Here is a 20,973-nt window from a genome sequence, read left to right on the forward strand (position 1 = left end):
CGGCCTCGCCGACCGCGGTGGCGTCACGCGGTCGGCGGGCGGGGCGGTCTTCTGCGGTCAGGCGGCGAGTTCGCCGGCCTGGAGCTGCCAGAGGGATGCGTAGAGTCCGTGCTGGGCGAGGAGTTCGTCGTGGGTGCCCTGTTCGGCGACGATGCCGCCCTTGTCCATGACGTAGATACGGTCGGCGTGGCGCACCGTGGAGAGGCGGTGGGCGATGACGACCATCGTCCGGTCGGCCGCGAAGCTGCGCAGCGTGCGCTGGATGGCGGCCTCGGTCTCGTTGTCCACGGCGGAGGTGGCCTCGTCGAGGATGACGACCGGCGAGTCCTTGAGGATCGCGCGCGCCAGGGCGATCCGCTGCCGCTGGCCGCCGGAGAGCGCGGCGCCGCGTTCACCGATCAGGGTGTCGTAGCCGTCCGGCAGCGTCGCGATGAAGGGGTGCGCCTCGGCCATGGCGGCGGCCTGGGCCACGGCCTCGTCCGAGGCTCCGAAGCTGCCGTAGCGGATGTTGTCGGCGATGCTGCCGTCGAAGAGGAACGGGTCCTGGGCGACGAAGCCGATGGTGTGGCGCAGGGCGTGCCGCCGCAGGTCCCGGATGTCCCGTCCGTCGAGCAGCACCCTGCCGGACTCCGTGTCCTGGAAGCGCATCAGCAGTTTGGCGATCGTCGTCTTGCCGGAGCCGGTGGCGCCCACCAGGGCGGTCACCTGCCCGGCCGGGACGGTCAGTGAGAGGTCCTCCAGTGTCGCCGGCCGACCGGGGTAGGCGAAGGTGACCCCGTCGAGGACGATCTCACCCCGCACATCGGCGAGGTCGAGCGTTCCGTCGCCGCTGTCGGCCTCGACGGGCAGGTCGCGCAGCCGCTGGACCCGGTCGTAGGAGGCGAGGGTGCGCTGGTACTGGTCGGCGATGCCGCCGAGCCGGCTCATCCGCATCAGCAGCATCTGGGGCAGCCCGATCAGCGGGCTGAACACCTCGAAGCGCAGGGTGCCGTTGAGTACCGAACGGCCGCCGATCAGCAGGGTTCCGGCCATCGATGCGGTGGTGCAGGCCCGGACCGTCTCGGCATGGCGGATCGTGCTCCGGTCGGTGTACCGGCTGCTCTCCTGGACCGCCTCGCTCAGCTCGTCGATGCGTTCGGCCTCGTAGCCCTCGGTGCAGAAGCTCTTGACGGTCGCACCCGCTTCGAGCGAGTTGATCACCTGGCTGCCCAGCCTGGCCCGGCGCTCGCCGGTGGCGGCGTAGTCTGCCGCGGCCTTGTCCTGGTGGTGCAGCGACAGCCAGGCGATGACCGGGACCGGCAGGAATGCGATCCAGGCGATCTGCGGTGCCAACAGGAGGAACGCCGGCACCAGGAGGGCCAGGCTGGTGCCGAGTTGCAGCACGTCGTTGGCCGGGCCGGCGAAGAAGGCGCCCAGCTGGTGGACGTCGTTGGTGAGCGCGCCGGCCACCCGGCTGGTCCGCTCACCTTCCAGGTGCCCCAGTTCGAGGTGCTGGACGTGTCGGTACGTGCGGCCCCGCCAGTCGTGTTCGATGTCCTGGCCGAGTCGGCGCCACTGGAGGTTGGAGGCGTACGAGAGGCCCGCCACCGCGGCACAGGCCGCGGCCACCAGCCCGGCCAGACCCCAGAGTTGTGCGGAGGCCGTGGTCAGGCCGAGGCTGACCAGTGGAGCTGCCTCGCCCTTGATGAGGACCAGGCCGGTCCATCCGAGGAAGGTGCCGAGCGCCATCTCCGCGGCCTGGCAAGCGATGGACAGAGCGGCGGCCCGGTAGAGGCGGTGTCGGTGCGGACCGACGATCTCCAGCAAAGGATGGCGTTCGGCACCGGGCCCGGCCGCGTCCTGGGACGCGTCGACCGTTCCGCGCCAGGCCTTCCGGAGGACGACCGCGGTCGCCGCGGCAACCCCGCCCGCAGCCACCAACTGCCTGCTCAACGCCGACCCCTTGACCAGTGCGACCCCGGCCGCGACTCCGCCGCCAACGGCGAGCACCGGGCGCACGACCAGGCCGCGGTCTGCCCGCGGGGCCGACGCGAGGGCGGGCCGGGCCGGCGCCGGACGTCCCACTCCGGCCGCATCCTCCGCGACCCGGGTGACAGCTCTGCGAATGATCCGGCCGATGTCCGTGGCGCGCAGCCGCGCATCATGCCGGACCAGCACCCCGCCGGTGACCGGGTTGGCCTGGGCCTCGGTGATCCCGGGAATATGGCGCAGCACAGCGGCGAGGATCTCGGCCGTCCGGGGTCGTCCGAGGACCAGCTTGACGTCCCAGCGCTGGCGGCCCGGTGTGACCGAGCGCGGGCTCGCACCCGATTCCACGGAACGGAATCCGGCTGCGGCACCCAGTACCGATGGCATGTGTACGATCACCTGTTTGCGGAGGTCGCGGAAAACCGCCACGGACACGACGGATTACGGCGACGGAGCGGGAAAATCTGGACGGTAGATCTCTGCGGCCGAACGGCCTGCGAACGGCCGCCGCCCGGGCACATTCCGCCGAAATCGATCGGCATACGCGCCTGGCGGCGGCCGCGGGTCCTTACGGACTGTCAGTGCGCCTTTCCGGCGGCGCTACCGGCGGTCGCGCGGATCTTCGGGGCCCTCGTGCCCCCCTTGGCGTCGTTCTCGGCGGGGTGCTGGCCGTCACCGGGGTGGCCTTCGATGTCACCGGCGGCGATCTGGGCGGCCACCACATCGGCGGCCACTTCGGCCGCGAGGTCATGGATGTTCTCCCCGGCCTCCTGAGCCGCCTTCTTCACCTCCATCGCGATACCGACGGATGCTTTGACGACTCCACTCACCAGTGGCTTGAGCAGGCGCTTGGCCAGTGGCGCGACGATGAGGCCGACCAGGAAGGGCGGTACTACAGGCGGCATGATGCTCCATCCTCTCTACGCATACGTATGACAGGGAACCCGGGCACGGCGAACACCGAAGCAGCGCACAGCCGGGCGGATGTGAAGCATTCCATCTCGAAATCCGGGACTCACCTAATGAATCGGATTACCGGACACCAAAGCGGGCCGTCCGATCCCGTGATCACGGTAGTCGAACCACGACCACCTGAACCAAATGGCTTCCCCCGGGTTCACTCATGTGAGTGTTTGCAGCCTTTCCACGTAACCCGAATTGCAACACGCCCGGCACATTCATTTGAGCGATTATCTGATTACCCTCCTCTGTGAGCATCGAGTTCCCGGAATGGCCGCCGCGGCCCCGGTCCGGCCCGCCCTTCGTTCGCCATGCGACCGCCCGGGTGACTCGTAAGGGTGAATCAGGACCTCCCGCACCAGTCGCCCCTGACGGCTCCCGGTCAAGCCGCCAGGCGGCTCGGGATGCCCGAACACGCTTGCCGCACAAGTCGGTTGGATCACCACGGCACAGTCCCGGTGGCACCATGACGCCATGCTCCGACGCACCCCGCCGGTCGCACTGGCGGCAGCCCTCACCGCCTCGGCCGTCGTGCTGAGCGGCTGCGGCGGCGCCACCTCCTCGACGACCACCCCCCTGGTGGATCACGGCACCGTCCGGATCGCCGAATCCAGCGAGACGCCGAGCTTCGACCCGTACTCCGCCTTCGGTGCCTCCCAGGCCCGCTACGCCTACGACTCCCTGGTCAACCTCGCCCCCGACGGCGCCCTGGTCACCGGCCTGGCCTCCTCCTGGCAGGCCACGGCCACCACGGCCGCCTTCACCCTCCGCCCGGGCATCACCTGCTCCGACGGCACTCCCCTCACTGCCTCGGCGGTGGCCCGGGCACTCACCTACGCGAACGACCCGGCCAACCAGCTCGCCGGCGCCCAGACCGTCCTCCCGAACGTCCCGTTCACCGCGAGTGCCAACAACGGGACCGGCACGGTGTCGGTGACCGCCGCCGCCCCCTTCCCGTTCCTCACCCGTACCATCGGCCTGCTGCCGATCGTCTGCCCCGCCGGCCTCGACCGGCCCCATTCACTGGACCGCGCCACCCAGGGAACCGGCCCCTACGTACTGACCCGCTACACCCCCGGCGGACCGTACGAGTTCACCGTCCGCGACGACTACTCCTGGGGACCCGCCGGGGCGACGACCACGGAACCCGGTCTCCCCGCGCGCATCGTCATCTCGGTGGTGCCCCAGACCTCCACGGCAGCGAACCTGCTGCTCACCGGGGGCATCGACATCGCACGTGTGAGCGGGCCGGATCGCGCCCGGCTCACCGGCCGCGGCCTGGCCACCGAAGACGTGGCAACCGTGGTCGGGCTGACCTTCTTCAACCAGCGCCCCGGCCGGGCACTCGCCGACCGGGCACTGCGCCGTGCCCTGGTCTCCGCCCTCGACCGCCGGGGGCTCGCCAACGTCGCCGTCGGCGGCACCGGCAGCCCCGCCACCGACTTCGGTGCCGAGGGCGCCGTCTGCCACGCCGACCTCGCCGATGCCAATCTGCCCGCGCAGAACTCTGCCGCAGCTCTGCGCACCGCCGGCTGGACCCGCTCCGCCGACGGCCCGCTGACCAAGAACGGCCAGCCGCTCCGGCTCCGCCTGATCACCAGCCCCGACCTCGGCCCGACACTGGCCTCCGTCGCCGAGCTGATGGCCCGGGAGTGGACGGCGCTCGGCGCCGAGGTCGAACTGGTCACCGAGAGCCTGCCCGCTCTCGTCAACGCCATGTACCGGAGCGCCGACTTCGACGTGGTGGTCGGCAGTACCCCGGGCTTCGCCCTGCCGGTCGGCTTCATCCCCTTCTTCTCCGGCTCCGCTCCCGCCAAGGGACTCAACTTCGCGGGGGTGACCAATCCCGAGTACGACGCCCTGGTCGCCCAGGCTCTCCGGGAGACCGACACAACCGGATGCGACACCTGGAACCGGGCCGCCGCCGCGCTCTTCCGCTCGGCCGACGCGCTGCCGATCGCCGAAGGCCGGAGCAGTGTGTACGGCTACCGCACCACCTTCGCCACCACCTTCGGCGGCCAGCTCGTTCCCACCAGCATCCGCCTCCACCAGTGACCTGGGGCCCACCATGTCCGTACCCCAGCTGCTGCGGCACCCCTGGACGGTGTTCCTCGGCCGCCGCAGCCTCCGGCTGTTCCTCTCCCTCGGGGTCGTGGTCACCGCGTCGTTCGCGATGATCCGTCTCATCCCCGGCGATCCGGTCCGGGCCGCGCTCGGCGTCGACGCCGCCCCCGACCTGGTGGCCGCTCGCAGGCACGCCCTCGGGCTCGACACCCCCTTCCTGTCCCAGTACCAGCACTCCCTCGGCGGCCTCCTGCACGGCGACCTCGGTACCTCGCTGGTCACCGGGGCACCGGTCGCAGAGCTGATCCGCACCCGGTTGCCGGCCACCCTGGAGATCGCCGGCCTCGCCTTCCTGGTCACCCTCGCCGTCGCCCTGCCCGGCGGCCTGCTGGCCGCAGTCCGCACCCGCGACGGCCGCCGCCCGCGCACCGAGCTGGTGTTCGCCGCGGTCACCGCCGGTCTGACCGGAGTGCCGGACTTCGTCCTGGCCGCCGGACTCACCGCGTTGCTGGCCGTCGGTCTCCAACTGCTGCCGGTGGCCGGTGCGGCGGGCGTCGAGTCCTTCGTCCTGCCCGTCCTCGCGCTCTCCCTCGCACCCACCGCCGTCCTGCTGCGCATCGTCCGGGTGGAGGCGCTGAAGGTGCTGAACGAGGACTACCTGCGCACCGCCCGGAGCAAACGGCTGTCTTCCGCACGCCGCTACCTTCGGCACGCGGCACCGAACATGGCCGCCGCCGCACTCACCGTCGCCGGGAGCCTGCTGCCTGCCCTGATCGCCGGCACCGTGCTGGTCGAGAAGGTCTTCGCCTGGCCCGGCATCGGCTCCGCCATGGCCCAGTCCGTGGTCGCACAGGACTACCCGGTGGTGCAGGCCATGGTGCTGGTGCTGGGCACCACCGTGCTGCTCGCCGGCCTCCTGGTCGACGTTCTGCTCGCCGTGCTCGACCCCCGTTCGGCGATCCGGGAGATGTGATCATGAGCCTTCCGTCCGGCCTCCGGCGCTCGCCCATGGCCTGGGCCACCGCGGTCATGCTGGCGTCGCTCGTCGCGCTCGCACTGGTCGGCCCGCCGGTCTGGGGTGCGGCAGCCGACCACCCGGACCCCTCGGCCGTACTCCAGGGCCCCTCTGCGGAACACCCGATCGGCACTGACAGCCTCGGCCGGGACCTGCTCGCCCGGATCCTGACGGCCACCCGGTCCTCCCTGCTGCTCGCGCTGGCGGCAGTCCTGCTCGGTGCGGCCGCGGGAGTCCCCCTCGGGGCCTGCACCGCCGTCCTCGGCCGACGCGGCCGTCGGCTGACCGCCGGGCTGATCAACCTCCTGCTCGCCTTCCCGGCGCTCCTCGTCGCGATGTTCCTCGCGGTCGTATTCGGCGCGGGCGCCGCCGGGGCGGTGCTCGCCCTCGCAGCCGCGGGCGTCCCCGGATTCGCCCGGCTCGCCCAGACCCTCGCCGCAGGCGTCGCGGGCACCGATCACCTGGCCGCCGCCAGGGTCCTCGGCCTGCGCCGCCACCGGCTGCTGTGGCGGCACGTCCTGCCCAACATCGCCGAACCGCTGCTCCTGAGCACCACCACGGCGGCGGGCACCGCCCTGGTCGCGCTCTCCGGGCTGAGCTTCCTGGGCCTGGGCGTCCAACCGCCGGGCTACGACTGGGGGCAGCTGCTCGGCCAGGGGCTCGACCGGATCTACGCCGAACCGCTGCCCGCGCTCGGCCCGGGGCTGGCCGTCCTCTACGCGGCCCTGACCTTCCAGCTGCTGGGCGAGGTCCTGGCCGGGAACGCCGCCCGGCGCGGCCCGGCGCCGCGTACCCCCGCACCGACGCCCGCACCGAGCGGCCCCGCGGAGGACGGGCTGGTCCTCCAGGTCGAAGACCTCTCCGTCGAACTCACCACCCCGGACGGCACGATCCGGCCGGTGCGCGGTGTGTGGCTCTCGCTGCGGCCGGGCGAGGCCGTCGGGCTGGTAGGCGAGTCGGGGTCGGGCAAGTCGCTCACCGCGCTCGCCATCGCCGACCTGCTCCCGTACGGCGCCCGGGTGTCCCGGCGCACTCTGCGCCTGCTCGGAGCCGACCTGGCCGCCCTGACGCCGAAGGAGCGGGACCGGCACCTCGCGACGGGCCTGTCGGTGATCTTCCAGAATCCGGCCTCGGCGCTCAACCCGTCCCTCCGGATCGGCGCCCAGCTCACCGAGGCCGTCCGGGCCCACCGCGGTGCGAGCCGTGCCCAGGCCGCGGCGGAGGCTGCCGACGCCCTGCGCCGGGTCGCCCTGCCCCCGGCAGTGCTGCGCTCACGTTCTCACCAGCTCTCCGGTGGCCAGCGCCAGCGCGTGATGATCGCCTCCGGGCTGATGGTGCGGCCGGGACTGGTCATCGCCGACGAACCGACCACCGCGCTCGACGTCACCGTGCAGCGGCAGATCACCCGGCTGCTCACCGACCTCCGACGGGACACCTCCGCCGCGATCCTGTTCATCAGCCACGACGTCGCGCTCGTGGGCGAGTTCTGCGAACGGGTCCTGGTGATGTACGCGGGCACCATCGTCGAGACCCTGCCCGCCGACCGCCTCGCCGACGGTGCCCGGCACCCCTACACCCGGGCCCTGGTCGCATCGGTACCGGACCTCACCGCCGACCGCGGCCGACCGCTGCCGACGGTCGAGGGTGCGCCGCCCGATCCGCTCGCACCCTCACCGGGATGCCCGTTCGAGCCCCGCTGCTCGCGCCGCCGGGACCACTGCGCCGAGCAGGCTCCAGCGCTGGAAGACCTCGGTGCCGGCCACCGGGTCGCCTGCTGGTATCCGGTACCGGTGGCAGCGGCCCCGGAGACGGTGACCGCGTCATGACCACCCTTCAGGTGACCGACCTCACCGTCCGCCACCCCGGCCCCCGCGGCTCCCTCGCCGCCGTGGACGGTGTCTCGCTGGAAATCCCGTCCGGCACCACGCTCGGTCTCGTGGGGGAGTCCGGCTCCGGGAAATCCAGCCTGGCCCGCGCGATCGTCGGCCTCGTCCCCGTGCACGGTGGCCGGGTCCTGATCGACGGCCAGGAGGTCCGCACCCGCACCGTCCGCGACCGGCGTCGGCTCGGCCGTCTTGTCCAGGTCGTCCTCCAGGACCCGGACACCGCGCTCGACCCCCGGATGACGGCCCGTCAGGCTCTCGTCGAGGCTGCCACAGTCTTCCGCCGGCTCGACCGGGCCACCCGCGCCGAGCGCGTCGGCGAACTGCTCGGCCTCGTCGGCCTGGACCCCCGGCTCGCCGATCGCCTGCCGCGGCAGCTGTCCGGCGGCCAGCGCCAGCGAGTCGCCCTTGCCCGCTCCCTGTCCGTCGAGCCCGGTCTGCTGATCGCCGACGAGATCACCTCGGCGCTCGACGTCTCGGTGCAGGCCTCCGTCCTCAACACGATCCGCGAACTCCAGCGACGGCTCGGATTTTCCATGCTGTTCATCGGCCACAACCTGCCGGCGGTCTGCCACGTCTCCGACGTCGTGGCGGTCATGCGGCACGGCCGGATCGTCGAGACCGCCCCCACCGAGACGATCCTGCGCACGCCGAAGCACCCCTACACCCAAACGCTGCTCGCCTCCGTGCCGTCCCTGCGCGCATCCCCGTCCGAGGAGAGGACGTCATGACCGTCGGGCATCCGGACGCGGTCACCTGGCCGAGGCCGGCCACGACCACGGCGGCGGCCCCGGTACCGCCGCGAACTCGCCGCGACGTCGTGGACCCGGGTTCCTTCTCCCGACGACGCCCGATCCGGGCCGACTCCGCGCGAACGGTCAGGAGCTGGTCACACGCAGCTCCCGCACCAGGCCCCCGACCACGCCGACCACGAACGCGGGCACCTCGTGCGGGAAGTCGTGGCCCGTTCCCTCCGGCGTATGCACCAGCCGTGACGATGTCGACGTCGCCAGGTACCGGACCCTGCTTCGGAGATAGAAGCGGCTGATCCGCTCGGCCTCGGCTGCGTCCCGGGCGCCGGCCAGCACCGCCTCACCGCCGGTGAGATCTCGGGGTATCACCAGCACCAGCGGCAGGTCCCCGAGATCCCCGTCGTACACCACGGTCTCCCAGCCGACTCTCGCCAACCCGGATGGCGACAGCTCGGCGAAAGCCGACGCGGCGGCGCAGCCCACCGCGGCCCGGCTCGCCGGGCCGCGGTGGGCACCGAACAGCTGCCGCACCGCCGTCAGCAGGAGACCGCGACGCGTTCCCGCGAGCTGCCGGTCGAGCGGCGCGAAGGCGACTACCTCCAGGGGCGTCGGATCGAGCAACACGAGCCCGGCCACCAGATCCGGCCGACGCCTGGCCGCGTTCGCGACCAGCAACCCTCCGAAGGAATGACCGACGAGCACAAAGGGTGCCCGCTCCCCCGCTCCCTCCAGCGCAGCCAGTAGCTCCTCCGCTTCGCCCGCCGTCGTTCTCGGGAAGGGCCCGACATCACTCCAGCCCGAACCGAAGCGGTCGACCAGCACCGACCGGGATCGGGCCGACAGCATCGTGTGCAGTTCACGAAAGTCGTCACCAGGGGCATGCCCGCCAGGCATCCACACCACCGTCGGCCCGCCCCCGACCTCTCCCTCTGCGAAGACGTGCATCCGGTGACCGCCCACACCGACCAGCCGCCCCGGCGGAGGATTCTCCCGCCGCTCGCGGGCCACCAGCACCAGGTGGCGAACGGACCCCGCCGCCAGCAGCACACCGACAGTCATGGCGAGGCCACCGAGCGCCGTCGCCCATGCCGTCCCGACCCCGGTCAACCCTCCACCCGCCCCCGCCACCAGCAGCGCAATCGGCAGCCCGAGCCAGTCCCGGCTCAACAGCGCGAGCAAGGAGTCCACGACTCGTCCGTCCCGCAGCATCGGCCCTCCGCAAAGGTATTCGAAAACCGATCACTGCCAGTATCCGTCCCCTGCCCACCCGCCCCCACCCGGATTGCCGTGGAACGCGCGCGACCGCCTCATCGGCAAGGTCCTGATCAAGCCTGGACGGTCTTGTGGGGCAGTTTCATGGTCGGCGGTGGATTCGTAGCCCATGCCATCCCGGAGCACGAAGAAGAATTTCCAGCACTGCGATGTCAAGCAGCCGAATCATTCATCACGCTCACGGATTACGGCGCGGTCCACCTGCCTTTTTTCCGTGAGACGATGCGGCGGCTTTTGAATTCGACGGGTCCGGCGTTGCCGGCATTCACGAACCGACAGAAGAGGAACGGAATATGGGAGTTCTTCGAGGCGCACCGATCGCGCCCGAGCGGAGCACCGTGGCATGACCGTCGCCCTGGACCAGACCCTGTTCCACCAGACCGGCGTCGGCCTGTCCGTGCCGTTCGCCATCACCGGAACCGGGATGCACCTGCCACCGGCGGTCGTCACCAACCAGGAGCTCACCCGCACCCTGGACACCAGCGACGAATGGATCACCAGCCGCACCGGTATCCGAGAACGCCGCCGTCTGGCCCCGCACCTGGCGACCTCCGACATGTGCGTCGCCGCCGCCCACCCGGCCCTGGACGCCGCCGGTATCCAGCCCGCCCAGCTGGACGCGGTCATCGTCGCCACCTACACCTGGGACCAGCCGCTCCTGTCGACCGCGCTGATCGTCAAAGACGCTCTCGGCGCCCACCGCGCTCTGTCCCTGGACGTCACCCAAGCCGCCTGCGCCTCGGGCATCCAGGCCATGCTGATCGCCGCCCATCTCCTGCAGAACCCCTCCATCACCACCATCCTGCTCCTCGCGGCCGACTGCGCCTCCAGGGTCGCTGATCCCGCCGACCGCACCACCGGTGTCTTCTTCGGAGACGCCGCAGCAGCCGTCGTCCTCTCCCGTACCGACACCCCCGGAGCGGGTCTGCTCTCCTACAACCTGGGCTCCCAGCTGTCCTACGACGTCCAGATCCCCGCCGGAGGCTCCCGGCTGCCCGCCAGCACCGCCACCGTCGCCGCCGGAGAGCACTACCTGTACATGGACGGTCGTGCCGTCTGGAACGCCGCGACCACACACCTGCCCGAGAGCATCACCAGCGCCGCCCACCGCGCCGGCGTGCCGATCAACCAGGTCCGGCACTTCTTCCTGCACCAGGCCAACCTGAACATCCTCACCGAGACCATGGCTGCCCTGGGCGTGCCCCGTGAGCGCGCTGCCGTCACCATCGACCGACTGGGCAACACCGGATCAGCCGGTGTGTTCACCGCACTCCACACCACCGTCACCGAAGGCTCCCTGCTTCCGGGAGACACCTACGTGCTGTCCGGGATCGGCGCAGGCTTCCAATGGGGAACCCTCTGCCTCCGACACGCCTGATCGATCCGCAGGACCGAAAGGGCGCCATGTTTCACGGGTCGTGGGTCCCGCGACAGTGGGACTCACCGGCGCCGAAGTCACCTCCCGGCTCCGGCAGTTCACGGACGAGTGAACTCCCGGCCGTCCCCTGGCGTACCGGCTGCCGCGAACGCCAGCATGGGCGTCATGATCACCACGCACTCCCGGGCCGAACGGGTCGCCCAGGCCCGGGCGGCCGAAGCCCAGCTCGCTGCCGACGGAATCGACGGGGTGGTGTTCGGCTGGGTCGACAACGCCGGGCTCACCCGGGTGAAGTCCGTCCCGCTCACCCAACTCGAACACGCCGCCGCGTACGGTGTGGGCGCCCCACCCTGCTTCGATGTCTCCCTGGTGGACGACTCCTTCACCACCGCGCCTTCGAGTACCGGCCCGATGGGCGACCTGCGGCTCGTCCCCGACCTCGACCGGCTCACCCGGCTCGCCGCCCAGCCCGGCTGGGCCTGGGCTCCGGCCGACCGCTACACGCAGGACGGCACCCCGCACCCCGGTTGCCAGCGCGGCTTCGCCCGCCGGGCAACCGAGGCCGTCGAGCGGCGCGGGCTTTCGGTGCGAGCCGGGATCGAGATCGAGTGGGTGGTGGCCGACGCCGCCGGGGACCCCGCAACGGTCGGGCCCGGGTACGGGATGACCCGCTTCATCGAGCACTCCGACTACCTTCGGGAGGTGCTGCGCGCCCTCACCGAGCAGGGGCTGGCCGTGCTTCAGCTCCACCCCGAGTACGCCGCTGGGCAGTTCGAGGTCTCGGTCGCCGCCGAGGGGCCGGTCGAGGCGGCCGACACCACGATGCTGGCACGGCACACCATCCGGGCCGTCTCCGCCCGGCACGGCCTGCGGGTCTCGTACGCGCCCGTCTTCACCGAGGGCTCGCTCGGCAACGGCGGCCACCTGCACCTCAGCCTCTGGCAACAGGGCCGGAACCTCGGACACGGCGGCCCCGGCCGTCATGGGCTGCACCCCGACGCCGAGCTGTTCCTCGCGGGCGTACTGGCCGAGCTGCCCGCTCTGCTCGCGCTCGGCGCGCCCAGCATGGCCTCCTACCTGCGCCTGGTCCCCTCCCACTTTGCCGGGTCCTACCGCTGCTGGGGCCTGGAGAACCGTGAGGCGGCGCTGCGCCTGATCACCGGCTCCACCGCCGGGCAGGCCAACGCCGAGTTCAAGTGCTTCGACGCCGCCGCCAACCCGTACCTGGTGATCGGCGGCGTTATGGCCGCCGGACTCGCCGGACTCGACGTCGGCCTCCCCCTCCCTCCCGAGACCCGGAGCGACCCTGCCGCCCTCGGCTTCGCCGAGCGCCTCCCGGCCAGCCTGTCGGAGGCGACCGACGCCTTCGAGAAGTCCGCACCGCTGCGGCATGCGCTCGGCCCCGAGCTGTACGAGGCCGTGCTGGCCGTCCGGCGGGCGGAGGCGAAGCTGTTCGCGACGCACACGGATGCGGAGATCATCGAGGCCGTCCGCTGGAGGTACTGACAGGGTGGCCCGGGGCTCCCGGTTGCCCATGGCGCACCTTTCGCTTTCGCGATGCGCGAGGGGCACCCGGGAGCCCAGGTGGCTCACTGGACTCCGAGTATGAAGTGCAGTGCTCCGATGGTCGGTCGGGAGCGACCGAACACGTCGGGGACGGGGAACATCCGCATCAGCCCACTTCTGCTCCGGATGAGGGCTCAAGAGCCGGATCGGTGCCGGCGGGTTCCAGCGGCTTCGCCATGTAGACCGCCTCGGCACCGTAGCTCGCGGGCAGCCCGATCTCGGGCCGGGAGCGGTAGCCCAGCGCAGTCCACAGCACCTGCGAGCCGTGCACGGCGACCAGAGAGAGCGTCCGATAGCCGGCCGCACGCCCAGTCTCCTCCAGATGCTGTTGCATCCGGTGGGCCAGGCCCCGGCCACGTGCCCGCTCGGCGATCACCAGGTCGTGGAGGTGCAGGTTGCTCCCCTGTACCGCGCCTTCCTCGGCCAGGCTCAGGTCCGGACAGCGGGAAAGCGGGTACGGCAACGCGAGCAGGTAGCCGCCGAAGCCGCCCGCGCGCTCCAGCACGAAGCAGGTCGAGGGCGAGGCGCGGTGCCGGGAGCGCAGTACGTCCCGTCCCTCGGACAGGCCGCTCGCCGCATAGGCGCGTTCCTCCAGCGCGACCACCTCGTCCCAGTCCTCCTCCCGGAGCAGCCGGATCCGGGTGTCGGTCATGCGCCTCCTCCATCCGGAGCCGGGCCGCCGATGCAGGTGTACGGCAGTGGCGCGAAGCCGTTGAACCCCTGGGTGGCGTAGGCGGCTGCGTACGCACCGCAGGAGTGGACCCAGACCGGGTCGCCGGAGGCAATCGTGCGCGGAACCCGTACCAAGCCGTCCTCCTGGGCGTACGCGTCGTCGCTGTCACAGGTCGGACCGGCCACCACAGCGTTGACGAACTGCCCGCCGGGGTGGGTCGGGAATTCCAGCCGGTACTGCAACTGATCCATCTCGTAAAGCCCGTTGAACTTTCCGCAGCTGAGGTAGAGCCAGTCCTCACGGGAGCCGTCGCGCCGATGACGGGAGGTGAGCCGGGCGACGTGGGCACGGATCGCGCCGTGGTCGGCGACCAGGTGGCGGCCGGGCTCCAGCAGGAAGGCCAGCGGGGCGGCGTTGACGGCGCGCAGCCGTTCCATGCCTTCTCGGATCACCGTGAACATCTTGTCCAGCGGCGGTTCCAGCGGCCGGCCGCGCCGGTCAAGGACGCCGAGCGCGGGCAGCCCACCACCGAGGTTGATCCGGTCCGGAACGATGCCGTGCCAGTTGAGCTCCTCCAGTAAGGCGGCCAGCGTCTCGATCGCCTCGCCCCATGCTTCGGCTGTCATCTGCTGGGAGCCGACGTGCACCGACAGACCGGAGGGCACCAGCCCGGCGGCCCGCGCGGCACCGAGCACCCGCAGGGCATCCTCGGGCGAGCAGCCGAACTTGTGGCTCAGGCCCCACAGCGCGCCATCGCCGGTGGTCGCGATCCGACAGAACACCCGTGAACCGGGGGCGTGTTCGGCGATGGCGGCGACGTCCTCCCGGCTGTCGGTGGCAAAGTCGCGCACGCCCAGCCGGTATGCCTCGGCGATGTTGCGGTCGGACTTGACGGTGTTGCCGTAGTGGATCAGTTCGGGCGCCACCCCGGTGCGCAGCGCCTGGGCGATCTCCTGTGGGCTGGCCGCGTCGAATCCGGAACCGAGCCGGGCAAGGTGGTCGAGCACCTCGTCCACCGGGCATGCCTTCATCGCGAACCGGACGTCGACACAGGGAAGTTCGGCGCACAGGGCGGCGTATTGGCGACCGATGCCGTCCAGGTCGTAGATGATGGCGTCGTCGGCAGCGGCGGCGAGCGCGTCGCGCAGGGCGGGGTGGTCGGGCCGGCCGAAGAGGGGCGCGGTGGACGCGTGCACGGTGGCCGACGCGGTCAGGGTGCGGTGGCCGGTTCTGCCACGGTCGACTGTCCGGCGCTGTTCGGCGATCTGACGCATGTCGGCGGCCTGAGGCCTCACGTGTGAACTCCCAATCCGACTGGATGATCGATGCCCAGGGCTTTCTGGCACCCATGAGATGAAACGAGGGAGTCCAAAGGTCGGTTATGACATTTGATCAAGGTTCCTTCCCTGCCGCCGCACGCTATGGACTTATGGGGCCTTCACCTGCTGTGCACCCTGTACGGCCGACAAGCACCAGACCCTGAATCCTCAAGGGGTGCAGGACATGTGCTCGAACGAACAGCGGCAGCCCGACCTGACTCGGCCTCTCGCTCGGCCCTTCCGGCCGGCCTGCCGCCGGCTGACGCAGTGCATCACCACGTCATCGGTATCGCGCTCGACCCAAGCGGCGGGGACCTCTCGGCCGAATCGGATATCGAGCGCGTACCGCACGAACATGTTTGCGATTCTATCCAGCCGGTTCGACGGTGGCTGGAAGAACGGTGCCGAGTGGCCATATGAACGTGAAGTGCGGACGGCAGGGACGGCGTGAGAGTCCCTCTGACAGAGCTGAAAGTCCCCAGCCCGCTTCTGGGTACCGCAATCGAGGTAGATACAACGAATTTCGCAGCCCTCTGGACACGTCCGGCAGCACTGGCCCTCGCGGCACGGGGACCGCCGGTCGAGCAGGGGTTACAGGGGCTCGGAGCGAGGAGCCCGCGGAGCGGTGCGCCGGCTGGTCCGAGAGCATTGGCGGGGAGCTGCCCGCGGTTCGGAACGAGGTGGGAGAGCAGCTACGGGGTACTGCGCTGCGGCATGAACAAGTCTTTCAGCCAGACGCCGCGTAGCGGCACGACCGGTCACGTTCAGTCAGCGCTTACGGCGAGCGCTGCATCGATCTCCTGGAGGAACAGCTCCAGATCGCCTGGGTTGCGCGAGGTGATGAGGGTCCAGCCGCAGGAGTCATCCTTGACGACCGGCTCGTCGGCCCATTCGCCACCGGCATTGCCGATGTCTGTCCTCAGCGAGGGGTAGGAGGTGAGCCTCTTGCCTTCGGTGACACCCGCCTCGACCAAGGCCCAAGGTCCGTGGCAGATGGCCGCTACGGGGCGCCCGGACGACGTGAAGGAGCGGACGATCTCCGTCGTCGAATTCTGCAGACGCAGTGCATCGACGTTCAATGTGCCACCTGGTACGAGCAGGAGGTCGTAATCGGCCGGGTCAACGTCGCTCAGAGTGAGTTCGGGTCGGATGGTTTTCCCAGGAGCCTTGTCGCCGACCAGGGTCTGAACGTCGTCAGCCGACACAGCAGCGACGTCCGCATCGGCGCCCCAGCCCCGCAGGTGTTCGAGGGGCACCAGCAGTTCGTCCTGCTCGACGCCGTAGTTCGTGACGATGGCGAGCACCTTCCGCATGCTCACGTCGTTGTCAGACATTCCCAGGTCCTTTCGGGTTGGAACGGTCCGCCGGGAGTGGTTTGGAGTCGTGGGTTCCCTGGATCTTTGCGCTTATGCGGCCTCGCCAGACCTCCCGGCCCGCGGGGACCGATCGGAATCTGCGCCGGGCCGGAGCCCAAACGCCGCGCTGATAATCACGGAGCCACTCGGAGACTCGACACCGAAGACCGCGCCGTGCGGGTCGTGCAACAGGGCCGTACGGTGATCACCCGCTACGAACCGGCCGATGGTTCCGCCACCGTGCCGGGAGGCCGCCTCCGCTGCCGCGTCAGCATTCGGTACGGGGAAGTAGACGTTCCAGCGCGGACTCGTCCGCTCCCCGCTAAGCGCCGTACCGGCCGGTACGATCCGGGCTGCCACGTTTCCGACGTCCCGGAGCGCGACGCCGCCATGCTCGTAGCGGACCTCGCAACAACCGTGCCGGGCGCAGGCCCACTCGAGCACCTCGCTGTAGAAGATGGCAGCCTCGAACATGTGTCCTGTGCGCAGCTCCAGTCGCCATGGCCGGTGTGCGCGCCAGGACTCCCAGTCGGCGATCAGCTGCCCTTCCCAGATTCCGAAACGATTGCCCTCACGGTCGGCAGCCAGCGCCCCGCGACCGAGGGGAATGCGAACCGGACCCACTGCGATAGTGCCGGTGCGTTCCACGATGCGGGCCGCAGCCTCGTCGGCGTCTGTGACACAGAAGTAGGGTGTCCAGTCCAGGGCCACCTGCAAGGCCGGTGTTGTGCACCCCAGGCTCGCGGTGGGCACGCCCGCCCAGAGCGCCATCCTGAAGTCCTCACCCAGAGAAGTGCGCCGGAACTCCCACCCGAGTACGGCTCCGTAGAAGTCTTCGGCGCGTCGCGGGTCCGGTGTGGCGAGGCTTGCCCAGCAAGGGGCACCGACAGTGCATCCGGCCAGTTCCGTGACCTCTGCCGGTGGTCTGTGCGACCGGGGCGGGCTGGGCGTGGAAACCATGGCATTACCTTAGGAGGCGGACACGCCCCCTTTGTCAGCATGCACGTTTGGCCCTCCGGCGGCGAGCGTACAGCGGCAGCTGAAGCGGGAAGCCACTGTGCTCTTCCTCCGCCCATGCGCTGAGCAGGCATAAGAGACCTCGGAGAGAACGCTGCGTGCACTCCGTGCCGAGGCCGGACGCGGCCGGCACGCCTACTCCGACGCCGCCTCCCTCCTTGAGCTTCGAGAGTAATCGGGAAGACGGATCGCTCCGCAGGACGGCTCGGTCAGCACCAGTCAAAGAGACACCAATCAGGTCCACCGCGCGCTGCCACAGCACTGCGAACACCATCACCGAGGCAGACTGGCTTGGCCTGACGACGCGAGGAGCCGGCACCTCGTGCGGCCTCGTCGGAGGCATGCTCGGAACGTGTAGCACGGCAGCTTGAGTGCACACAGTCGCGCGCACCGGGCGAACTTCGGGGCACGGTGGAAGCATGGTGGGGGAGGGACGGGGCCTCGGTCATACGCGGGCCTCGTGTCCGATTTGCAGATCGCGGCCCAATTCCTTTGCTGACGGTATCTGTCCCCGTGTGAAATGCCGACTGCGGAGCCAGGACCCTGCCAAGTTGCCACGGACCATTTTCGAGGCGACCTCGCTCAACTCGCGGTTGGTCCGCTGGGATGTTGCGAAGCAGCGACGCGAGAAAGGACGAGAGCGATGACCGCAGAACCTTCCCCCGAGGGTCCCAGGCCAGTGCCCAGTCCGGATCCGGTGCCACACGACCCGCAGCCGCCGTCCGAGCCAGGTCCCGGCGAACCCGAACCCCAGCCAGACGCGGAGCCGCCCCTGGCGCCGGGTCCCGGTTCCCGCCCGGTCCCCGAGCCGCCCGACTGATCGGAGAGTGCCGCTCCCGCAGCTCTCCCTTCCAGTTGCTCGTGCGCGCGACGCCTCACCGATTGCGGCCTCGGAGTGGTCGACGCAAGGTGGATTACGTCATCCCCGCAGTGAAGGACAGAATTGTCATGGGTAAGGCAAAGGCGAAGGCCAAGCAGGTCAAGGGCAAGCTGAAGGAAACCGTCGGCGGTGCCATGGACGACAAGGACATGCAGGTTGAGGGCCGTGGCGAGCAAATGACAGGCAAGGCCCAGGAGACCGCGGCAAAGGCGGCTGAGCAGCTGAAGAAGTCCGGACGGTAGTAGCTGCGTTGGGGGCCGTGATACCCGGGGCGACCGCATCCGGGTATCACGGCCCCCCGGCATCTCCATCGCTTGCTACGGGGCTCCCGGCTTCGCGTTCCACGTCGTTCACATCGGAATCAGGGTCGCTCACAACACAGGATTTCCGCATCGAGTAGAGGTCGGAAGCTTCGCCAGGGCTTCGGAATCGGAGGATCCTACAACGGCGACTCTGACCGGCGTGTGTGTTCCCATACCCGTCGGGGTTTGACGAAAGGGGCGGCCGATGGATGCGGAGACGTTCGCCGGGCACATTCGTTTCAGCGGCCCGTTGCATGTCGGGGTCACCCCAGCGACTCGTATACCGAGCGCCCGCACTGCCCCGCGGCCAGCTGCGCCGATTGCAGCCAGCCGACGCTTGCTCCGCTGAACGCCGGCCCACCCTTGAGTGTGGCAGCAGGTCAGTGCGGCGTGTCTTTCTTTCAGTGCCTGAAGGTGTCCTTACCCTTCTCGACGACCTGCTTCACTTTACCCTTCACTTTTTGGGCCCTCCCCTTTCCCTCCAGCCTTTCGTTACCCACGGCCCGCCCGACCGATTCCTTAGTCTTCCCCTCCGCGATTTCGCCAATATTCTTGGACTTCTTTCCGATGCCCATTTCTTTCTCCCTGACGTCATTCGGGTGGTGGCAGCAGAGTTCCGAGAGGTCCGAGATCCAAGTTGAGATCTTGCATGGAAAGATCGTACCGAGAGCAGAGTTCAATCATACGACTGTGCAGAATCATCAAAGTTGTTCCGAGGCGCTCCTCCTGTTCCTCAGTGAGGTCTCCTGCGTCGACCCGCTGAAGGGCTTGGCGTTCCATGAGCTGTCGTAGCAGCTCGACGAGTGTGAGTACGAGCTTGATCAGGTCCCGTTCCACCGTGTCCGGGGCGGTAGTGATCCGATGGGCCGGCCTTCGCGCCTCAGCGCCGCCCCGGGGCAGGATGTCCTGCGGCATCGCGGGCAGCATGCGGAAGGCACGGGCGGCGGCATCGGCGATCTCGTCAAGGCGGCTTCCGGGCGGACGGTCCCTACCTGACATGGTCGTCTCCTATGGGTGCTGAGATGGCATGCCACGGGGAAGGATTCTGTTCGTTGATGGAGACGATCAGCGCGCGCAGCGATATGCGTACGAGGTCGATATCTGCGATGGAGAGCACGACGTCACCGGTGAGGACCACGCCTCCGCTCAGCAACCGGTCCAGCAGGTCGATCAGTGCGATCTGCCGTTGCGGCAGCGGCTCCTCCGGCGTAGCTTCCGGCCTGCCTGCCGCCCTCACGGCGTGGCCCTCTTCAGCGGTTCGGCTTCGGTGAGGGTGGCGAAGGAGTACGGGGCCCACGGCCCGGTCACTTCGACGCGTACCCCGGGTAGTCCTTCTGCGGCCTGTATGACATCGGCGCGGAAGTCTTCAGCTTGTTGCAGCGGCACAAGGTAGGCGTCGTTGATGACGTTCTCTCCCGGCCCGCGGGCGAGTTCGCCTTGCTGCGGCCGGTGCTGGACGCGATCAACCGCATAAGCGCGGGCGGCGGCCTCGACCCGCTCGGCTGCCTGTTCTGCGTCCCTGTAGGCGTCTTCGCGGGCGTTTCGCTGTGCTCTGCGCTGGCTGAGGTAAGCCCGCCCGGGGGTCAGACCCGCATCCGCGGGTGTGCCTGCTGGCCTCTCGGCCTCGGCGGCCGCTTCGACATAGATCTTGACGCCCCACTCCACCTGCGCTGCAAGGTCGGTCAGTCTGCCGGCAAACGCCTCGCGGCGGGCCCGGAGCATGAGTCGCACCCGCTCGTCGTCGAGGTATACCGTTGCCAGACGCAGTGGCAGGACGGCGGTGCGGGCGGCCAAGGCCTCAATCACCCGGTGATGAGCGCGGGCGACTGACTCCAGCCAGTCCAAGTCCTCAAGATGCGCGCGCAGCGCGGCCTCTTGGAAGTCTCGCTCGGGTACCGGGCTCACGGCGACCACCACGTCGTCGCTGTGTTCTACACGTACTAGATGCACCGTCGCCTCCGCTACTCCAGGGAGCCCGGACAGAGCTTCTACCAGCGATCCGTCGGCGTCCCGTGCTACGGCGTACGCGTAGGAGACCGTGGCGGTCATGGCTCGTCCCGCCTCTCGCTGCGGGGGCTTGACTCTGCCCGTTTGGTGCGTGTGGTGCGGCGGGGGGTCGCGGTGCGGCTCTCCTCGTTCTTGGCCGGTGGCAGTTCACGGTCCTCGCGCAGCGCCGTGATTTCAGCCTGCAGCCGTTTGTTCTCCTCGGCGAGTGAGCGGCCGTCGTTGGCGCGTGACGAAAGTGAGGGATCGTGCTCCCACCAGTCAATGCCCATTTCCTTCGCTTTGTCCACCGAAGCGATCAGTAGGCGCAGCTTGATGGTAAGCAGTTCGATGTCCAGGAGGTTGATCTGGATATCGCCTGCGATGACGATGCCTTTGTCCAGGACGCGCTCCAGGATGTCGGCGAGATTGGCCGAGGAGCCCTGGCCATACGGGGCGGACCTGGACGGGAGGTCGCCCAGCCTCCTGGCGACGGGTTCGGTCACGGCCGCTGCACCTCAATTCCCTGGTGTCCCGGAGCTTCGACGGGAGCGCGTGGCAATGGTCCCGTTCCACCGGCTGCGCG

General features: G+C 69.7%; 19 protein-coding genes. 7 read left to right on the forward strand and 12 right to left on the reverse strand.

All coding sequences use genetic code 11. The features are described 5' to 3' along the window. Positions 1 to 57: 57 nt before the first annotated feature. Positions 58 to 2,355 (reverse strand): ATP-binding cassette domain-containing protein, encoded by a 2,298-nt coding sequence (locus ACFYY7_RS33065; protein WP_388667513.1) that lies wholly within the window; start codon positions 2,353 to 2,355, stop codon positions 58 to 60. A 191-nt stretch (positions 2,356 to 2,546) separates the two neighbouring features. Continuing rightward, the gene (locus tag ACFYY7_RS33070; RefSeq protein WP_388667514.1) at positions 2,547 to 2,873 is read right to left on the reverse strand and encodes a DUF5132 domain-containing protein; all 327 of its coding nucleotides are present in this window, start codon (positions 2,871 to 2,873) and stop codon (positions 2,547 to 2,549) included. 529 nt (positions 2,874 to 3,402) lie between these two features. Here ACFYY7_RS33070 and ACFYY7_RS33075 point away from each other — a divergent pair. From ACFYY7_RS33075 to ACFYY7_RS33090, 4 genes are read left to right on the forward strand one after another with little or no spacing between them, the layout of a single operon-like run. Next, positions 3,403 to 4,983 (forward strand): ABC transporter substrate-binding protein, encoded by a 1,581-nt coding sequence (locus tag ACFYY7_RS33075; protein WP_388667515.1) that lies wholly within the window; start codon positions 3,403 to 3,405, stop codon positions 4,981 to 4,983. Between the two features lie 13 nt (positions 4,984 to 4,996). Beyond that, positions 4,997 to 5,965: an ABC transporter permease gene (locus ACFYY7_RS33080; RefSeq protein ID WP_388667516.1), complete on the forward strand. Its 969-nt coding sequence runs from the start codon at positions 4,997 to 4,999 to the stop codon at positions 5,963 to 5,965. A gap of 35 nt (positions 5,966 to 6,000) precedes the next feature. Then, complete coding sequence (locus ACFYY7_RS33085) at positions 6,001 to 7,833, forward strand: dipeptide/oligopeptide/nickel ABC transporter permease/ATP-binding protein (RefSeq protein WP_388667596.1); 1,833 nt, start codon at positions 6,001 to 6,003, stop codon at positions 7,831 to 7,833. Further along, a complete protein-coding gene (locus tag ACFYY7_RS33090) occupies positions 7,830 to 8,621 on the forward strand; it encodes an ABC transporter ATP-binding protein (protein WP_388667517.1) in 792 nt (263 codons plus the stop codon). Before ACFYY7_RS33085 ends, ACFYY7_RS33090 begins: the two co-directional genes overlap by 4 nt. A 147-nt stretch (positions 8,622 to 8,768) precedes the next feature. On the opposite strand, the gene ACFYY7_RS33095 is transcribed toward ACFYY7_RS33090, so the two are convergent. Beyond that, the gene (locus ACFYY7_RS33095; RefSeq protein WP_388667518.1) at positions 8,769 to 9,821 is read right to left on the reverse strand and encodes an alpha/beta fold hydrolase; all 1,053 of its coding nucleotides are present in this window, start codon (positions 9,819 to 9,821) and stop codon (positions 8,769 to 8,771) included. 436 nt (positions 9,822 to 10,257) lie between these two features. Here ACFYY7_RS33095 and ACFYY7_RS33100 point away from each other — a divergent pair, with 436 nt between their 5' ends. Beyond that, positions 10,258 to 11,292: a 3-oxoacyl-ACP synthase III family protein gene (locus ACFYY7_RS33100; RefSeq protein WP_388667519.1), complete on the forward strand. Its 1,035-nt coding sequence runs from the start codon at positions 10,258 to 10,260 to the stop codon at positions 11,290 to 11,292. Between the two features lie 165 nt (positions 11,293 to 11,457). Then, positions 11,458 to 12,798: a glutamine synthetase gene (locus tag ACFYY7_RS33105; RefSeq protein WP_388667520.1), complete on the forward strand. Its 1,341-nt coding sequence runs from the start codon at positions 11,458 to 11,460 to the stop codon at positions 12,796 to 12,798. Positions 12,799 to 12,964: 166 nt separating this feature from the next. On the opposite strand, the gene ACFYY7_RS33110 is transcribed toward ACFYY7_RS33105, so the two are convergent. From ACFYY7_RS33110 to ACFYY7_RS33125, 4 genes are all read right to left on the reverse strand, one after another. Beyond that, positions 12,965 to 13,510, reverse strand: a complete 546-nt coding sequence (locus ACFYY7_RS33110; protein ID WP_388667521.1) for a GNAT family N-acetyltransferase — start codon at positions 13,508 to 13,510, stop codon at positions 12,965 to 12,967. Next, complete coding sequence (locus tag ACFYY7_RS33115; RefSeq protein WP_388667522.1) at positions 13,507 to 14,826, reverse strand: type III PLP-dependent enzyme; 1,320 nt, start codon at positions 14,824 to 14,826, stop codon at positions 13,507 to 13,509. The genes ACFYY7_RS33110 and ACFYY7_RS33115 overlap by 4 nt, the downstream gene beginning before the upstream one ends. A 788-nt stretch (positions 14,827 to 15,614) precedes the next feature. Next, complete coding sequence (locus tag ACFYY7_RS33120) at positions 15,615 to 16,184, reverse strand: DJ-1/PfpI/YhbO family deglycase/protease (RefSeq protein WP_388667523.1); 570 nt, start codon at positions 16,182 to 16,184, stop codon at positions 15,615 to 15,617. A 72-nt stretch (positions 16,185 to 16,256) separates the two neighbouring features. After that, positions 16,257 to 17,165, reverse strand: coding sequence for a VOC family protein (locus ACFYY7_RS33125; RefSeq protein ID WP_388667524.1), 909 nt, complete (start codon positions 17,163 to 17,165; stop codon positions 16,257 to 16,259). Between the two features lie 1,005 nt (positions 17,166 to 18,170). On the opposite strand from ACFYY7_RS33125, the gene ACFYY7_RS33130 reads away from it, so the two are divergent. Continuing rightward, positions 18,171 to 18,344: a CsbD family protein gene (locus tag ACFYY7_RS33130; protein WP_388667525.1), complete on the forward strand. Its 174-nt coding sequence runs from the start codon at positions 18,171 to 18,173 to the stop codon at positions 18,342 to 18,344. A 461-nt stretch (positions 18,345 to 18,805) separates the two neighbouring features. On the opposite strand, the gene ACFYY7_RS33135 is transcribed toward ACFYY7_RS33130, so the two are convergent. Genes ACFYY7_RS33135 through ACFYY7_RS33155 form a run of 5 tightly spaced genes read right to left on the reverse strand, consistent with a single transcriptional unit; the run spans position 18,806 to position 20,893 of the window. Beyond that, the gene (locus ACFYY7_RS33135; protein WP_266735693.1) at positions 18,806 to 18,979 is read right to left on the reverse strand and encodes a CsbD family protein; all 174 of its coding nucleotides are present in this window, start codon (positions 18,977 to 18,979) and stop codon (positions 18,806 to 18,808) included. Between the two features lie 16 nt (positions 18,980 to 18,995). Continuing rightward, on the reverse strand, positions 18,996 to 19,403 hold the full coding sequence (locus ACFYY7_RS33140; RefSeq protein WP_388667526.1) for a gas vesicle protein K: 408 nt from the start codon (positions 19,401 to 19,403) through the stop codon (positions 18,996 to 18,998). Beyond that, positions 19,393 to 19,641 carry a gas vesicle protein gene (locus ACFYY7_RS33145; protein WP_388667527.1) on the reverse strand — a complete coding sequence of 83 codons (249 nt, stop codon included), beginning with the start codon at positions 19,639 to 19,641 and terminating at the stop codon, positions 19,393 to 19,395. The genes ACFYY7_RS33140 and ACFYY7_RS33145 overlap by 11 nt, the downstream gene beginning before the upstream one ends. After that, positions 19,638 to 20,453: a GvpL/GvpF family gas vesicle protein gene (locus ACFYY7_RS33150; RefSeq protein ID WP_388667528.1), complete on the reverse strand. Its 816-nt coding sequence runs from the start codon at positions 20,451 to 20,453 to the stop codon at positions 19,638 to 19,640. Before ACFYY7_RS33150 ends, ACFYY7_RS33145 begins: the two co-directional genes overlap by 4 nt. Further along, entirely contained in the window at positions 20,450 to 20,893 is a 444-nt protein-coding gene (locus ACFYY7_RS33155; protein ID WP_388667529.1) for a gas vesicle protein, read from the reverse strand. Before ACFYY7_RS33155 ends, ACFYY7_RS33150 begins: the two co-directional genes overlap by 4 nt. Positions 20,894 to 20,973: the final 80 nt, after the last annotated feature.

The sequence above is a fragment of the Streptomyces sp. NPDC001933 genome (genome assembly GCF_042890955.1).
Lineage (GTDB): Bacteria > Actinomycetota > Actinomycetes > Streptomycetales > Streptomycetaceae > Streptomyces.

Bases quoted from the DNA above. Each gene is read 5' to 3' on its own strand.
- ACFYY7_RS33105 (WP_388667520.1), top strand. From the start codon at position 11,458: ATGATCACCACGCACTCCCGGGCCGAACGGGTCGCCCAGGCCCGGGCG.
- ACFYY7_RS33075 (WP_388667515.1), top strand. From the start codon at position 3,403: ATGCTCCGACGCACCCCGCCGGTCGCACTGGCGGCAGCCCTCACCGCC.
- ACFYY7_RS33070 (WP_388667514.1), bottom strand. From the start codon at position 2,873: ATGCCGCCTGTAGTACCGCCCTTCCTGGTCGGCCTCATCGTCGCGCCA.
- ACFYY7_RS33125 (WP_388667524.1), bottom strand. From the start codon at position 17,165: ATGGTTTCCACGCCCAGCCCGCCCCGGTCGCACAGACCACCGGCAGAG.
- ACFYY7_RS33085 (WP_388667596.1), top strand. From the start codon at position 6,001: ATGGCCTGGGCCACCGCGGTCATGCTGGCGTCGCTCGTCGCGCTCGCA.
- ACFYY7_RS33150 (WP_388667528.1), bottom strand. From the start codon at position 20,453: ATGACCGCCACGGTCTCCTACGCGTACGCCGTAGCACGGGACGCCGAC.
- ACFYY7_RS33065 (WP_388667513.1), bottom strand. From the start codon at position 2,355: ATGCCATCGGTACTGGGTGCCGCAGCCGGATTCCGTTCCGTGGAATCG.
- ACFYY7_RS33130 (WP_388667525.1), top strand. From the start codon at position 18,171: ATGGGTAAGGCAAAGGCGAAGGCCAAGCAGGTCAAGGGCAAGCTGAAG.
- ACFYY7_RS33135 (WP_266735693.1), bottom strand. From the start codon at position 18,979: ATGGGCATCGGAAAGAAGTCCAAGAATATTGGCGAAATCGCGGAGGGG.
- ACFYY7_RS33080 (WP_388667516.1), top strand. From the start codon at position 4,997: ATGTCCGTACCCCAGCTGCTGCGGCACCCCTGGACGGTGTTCCTCGGC.
- ACFYY7_RS33100 (WP_388667519.1), top strand. From the start codon at position 10,258: ATGACCGTCGCCCTGGACCAGACCCTGTTCCACCAGACCGGCGTCGGC.
- ACFYY7_RS33120 (WP_388667523.1), bottom strand. From the start codon at position 16,184: ATGTCTGACAACGACGTGAGCATGCGGAAGGTGCTCGCCATCGTCACG.
- ACFYY7_RS33090 (WP_388667517.1), top strand. From the start codon at position 7,830: ATGACCACCCTTCAGGTGACCGACCTCACCGTCCGCCACCCCGGCCCC.
- ACFYY7_RS33110 (WP_388667521.1), bottom strand. From the start codon at position 13,510: ATGACCGACACCCGGATCCGGCTGCTCCGGGAGGAGGACTGGGACGAG.
- ACFYY7_RS33140 (WP_388667526.1), bottom strand. From the start codon at position 19,403: ATGTCAGGTAGGGACCGTCCGCCCGGAAGCCGCCTTGACGAGATCGCC.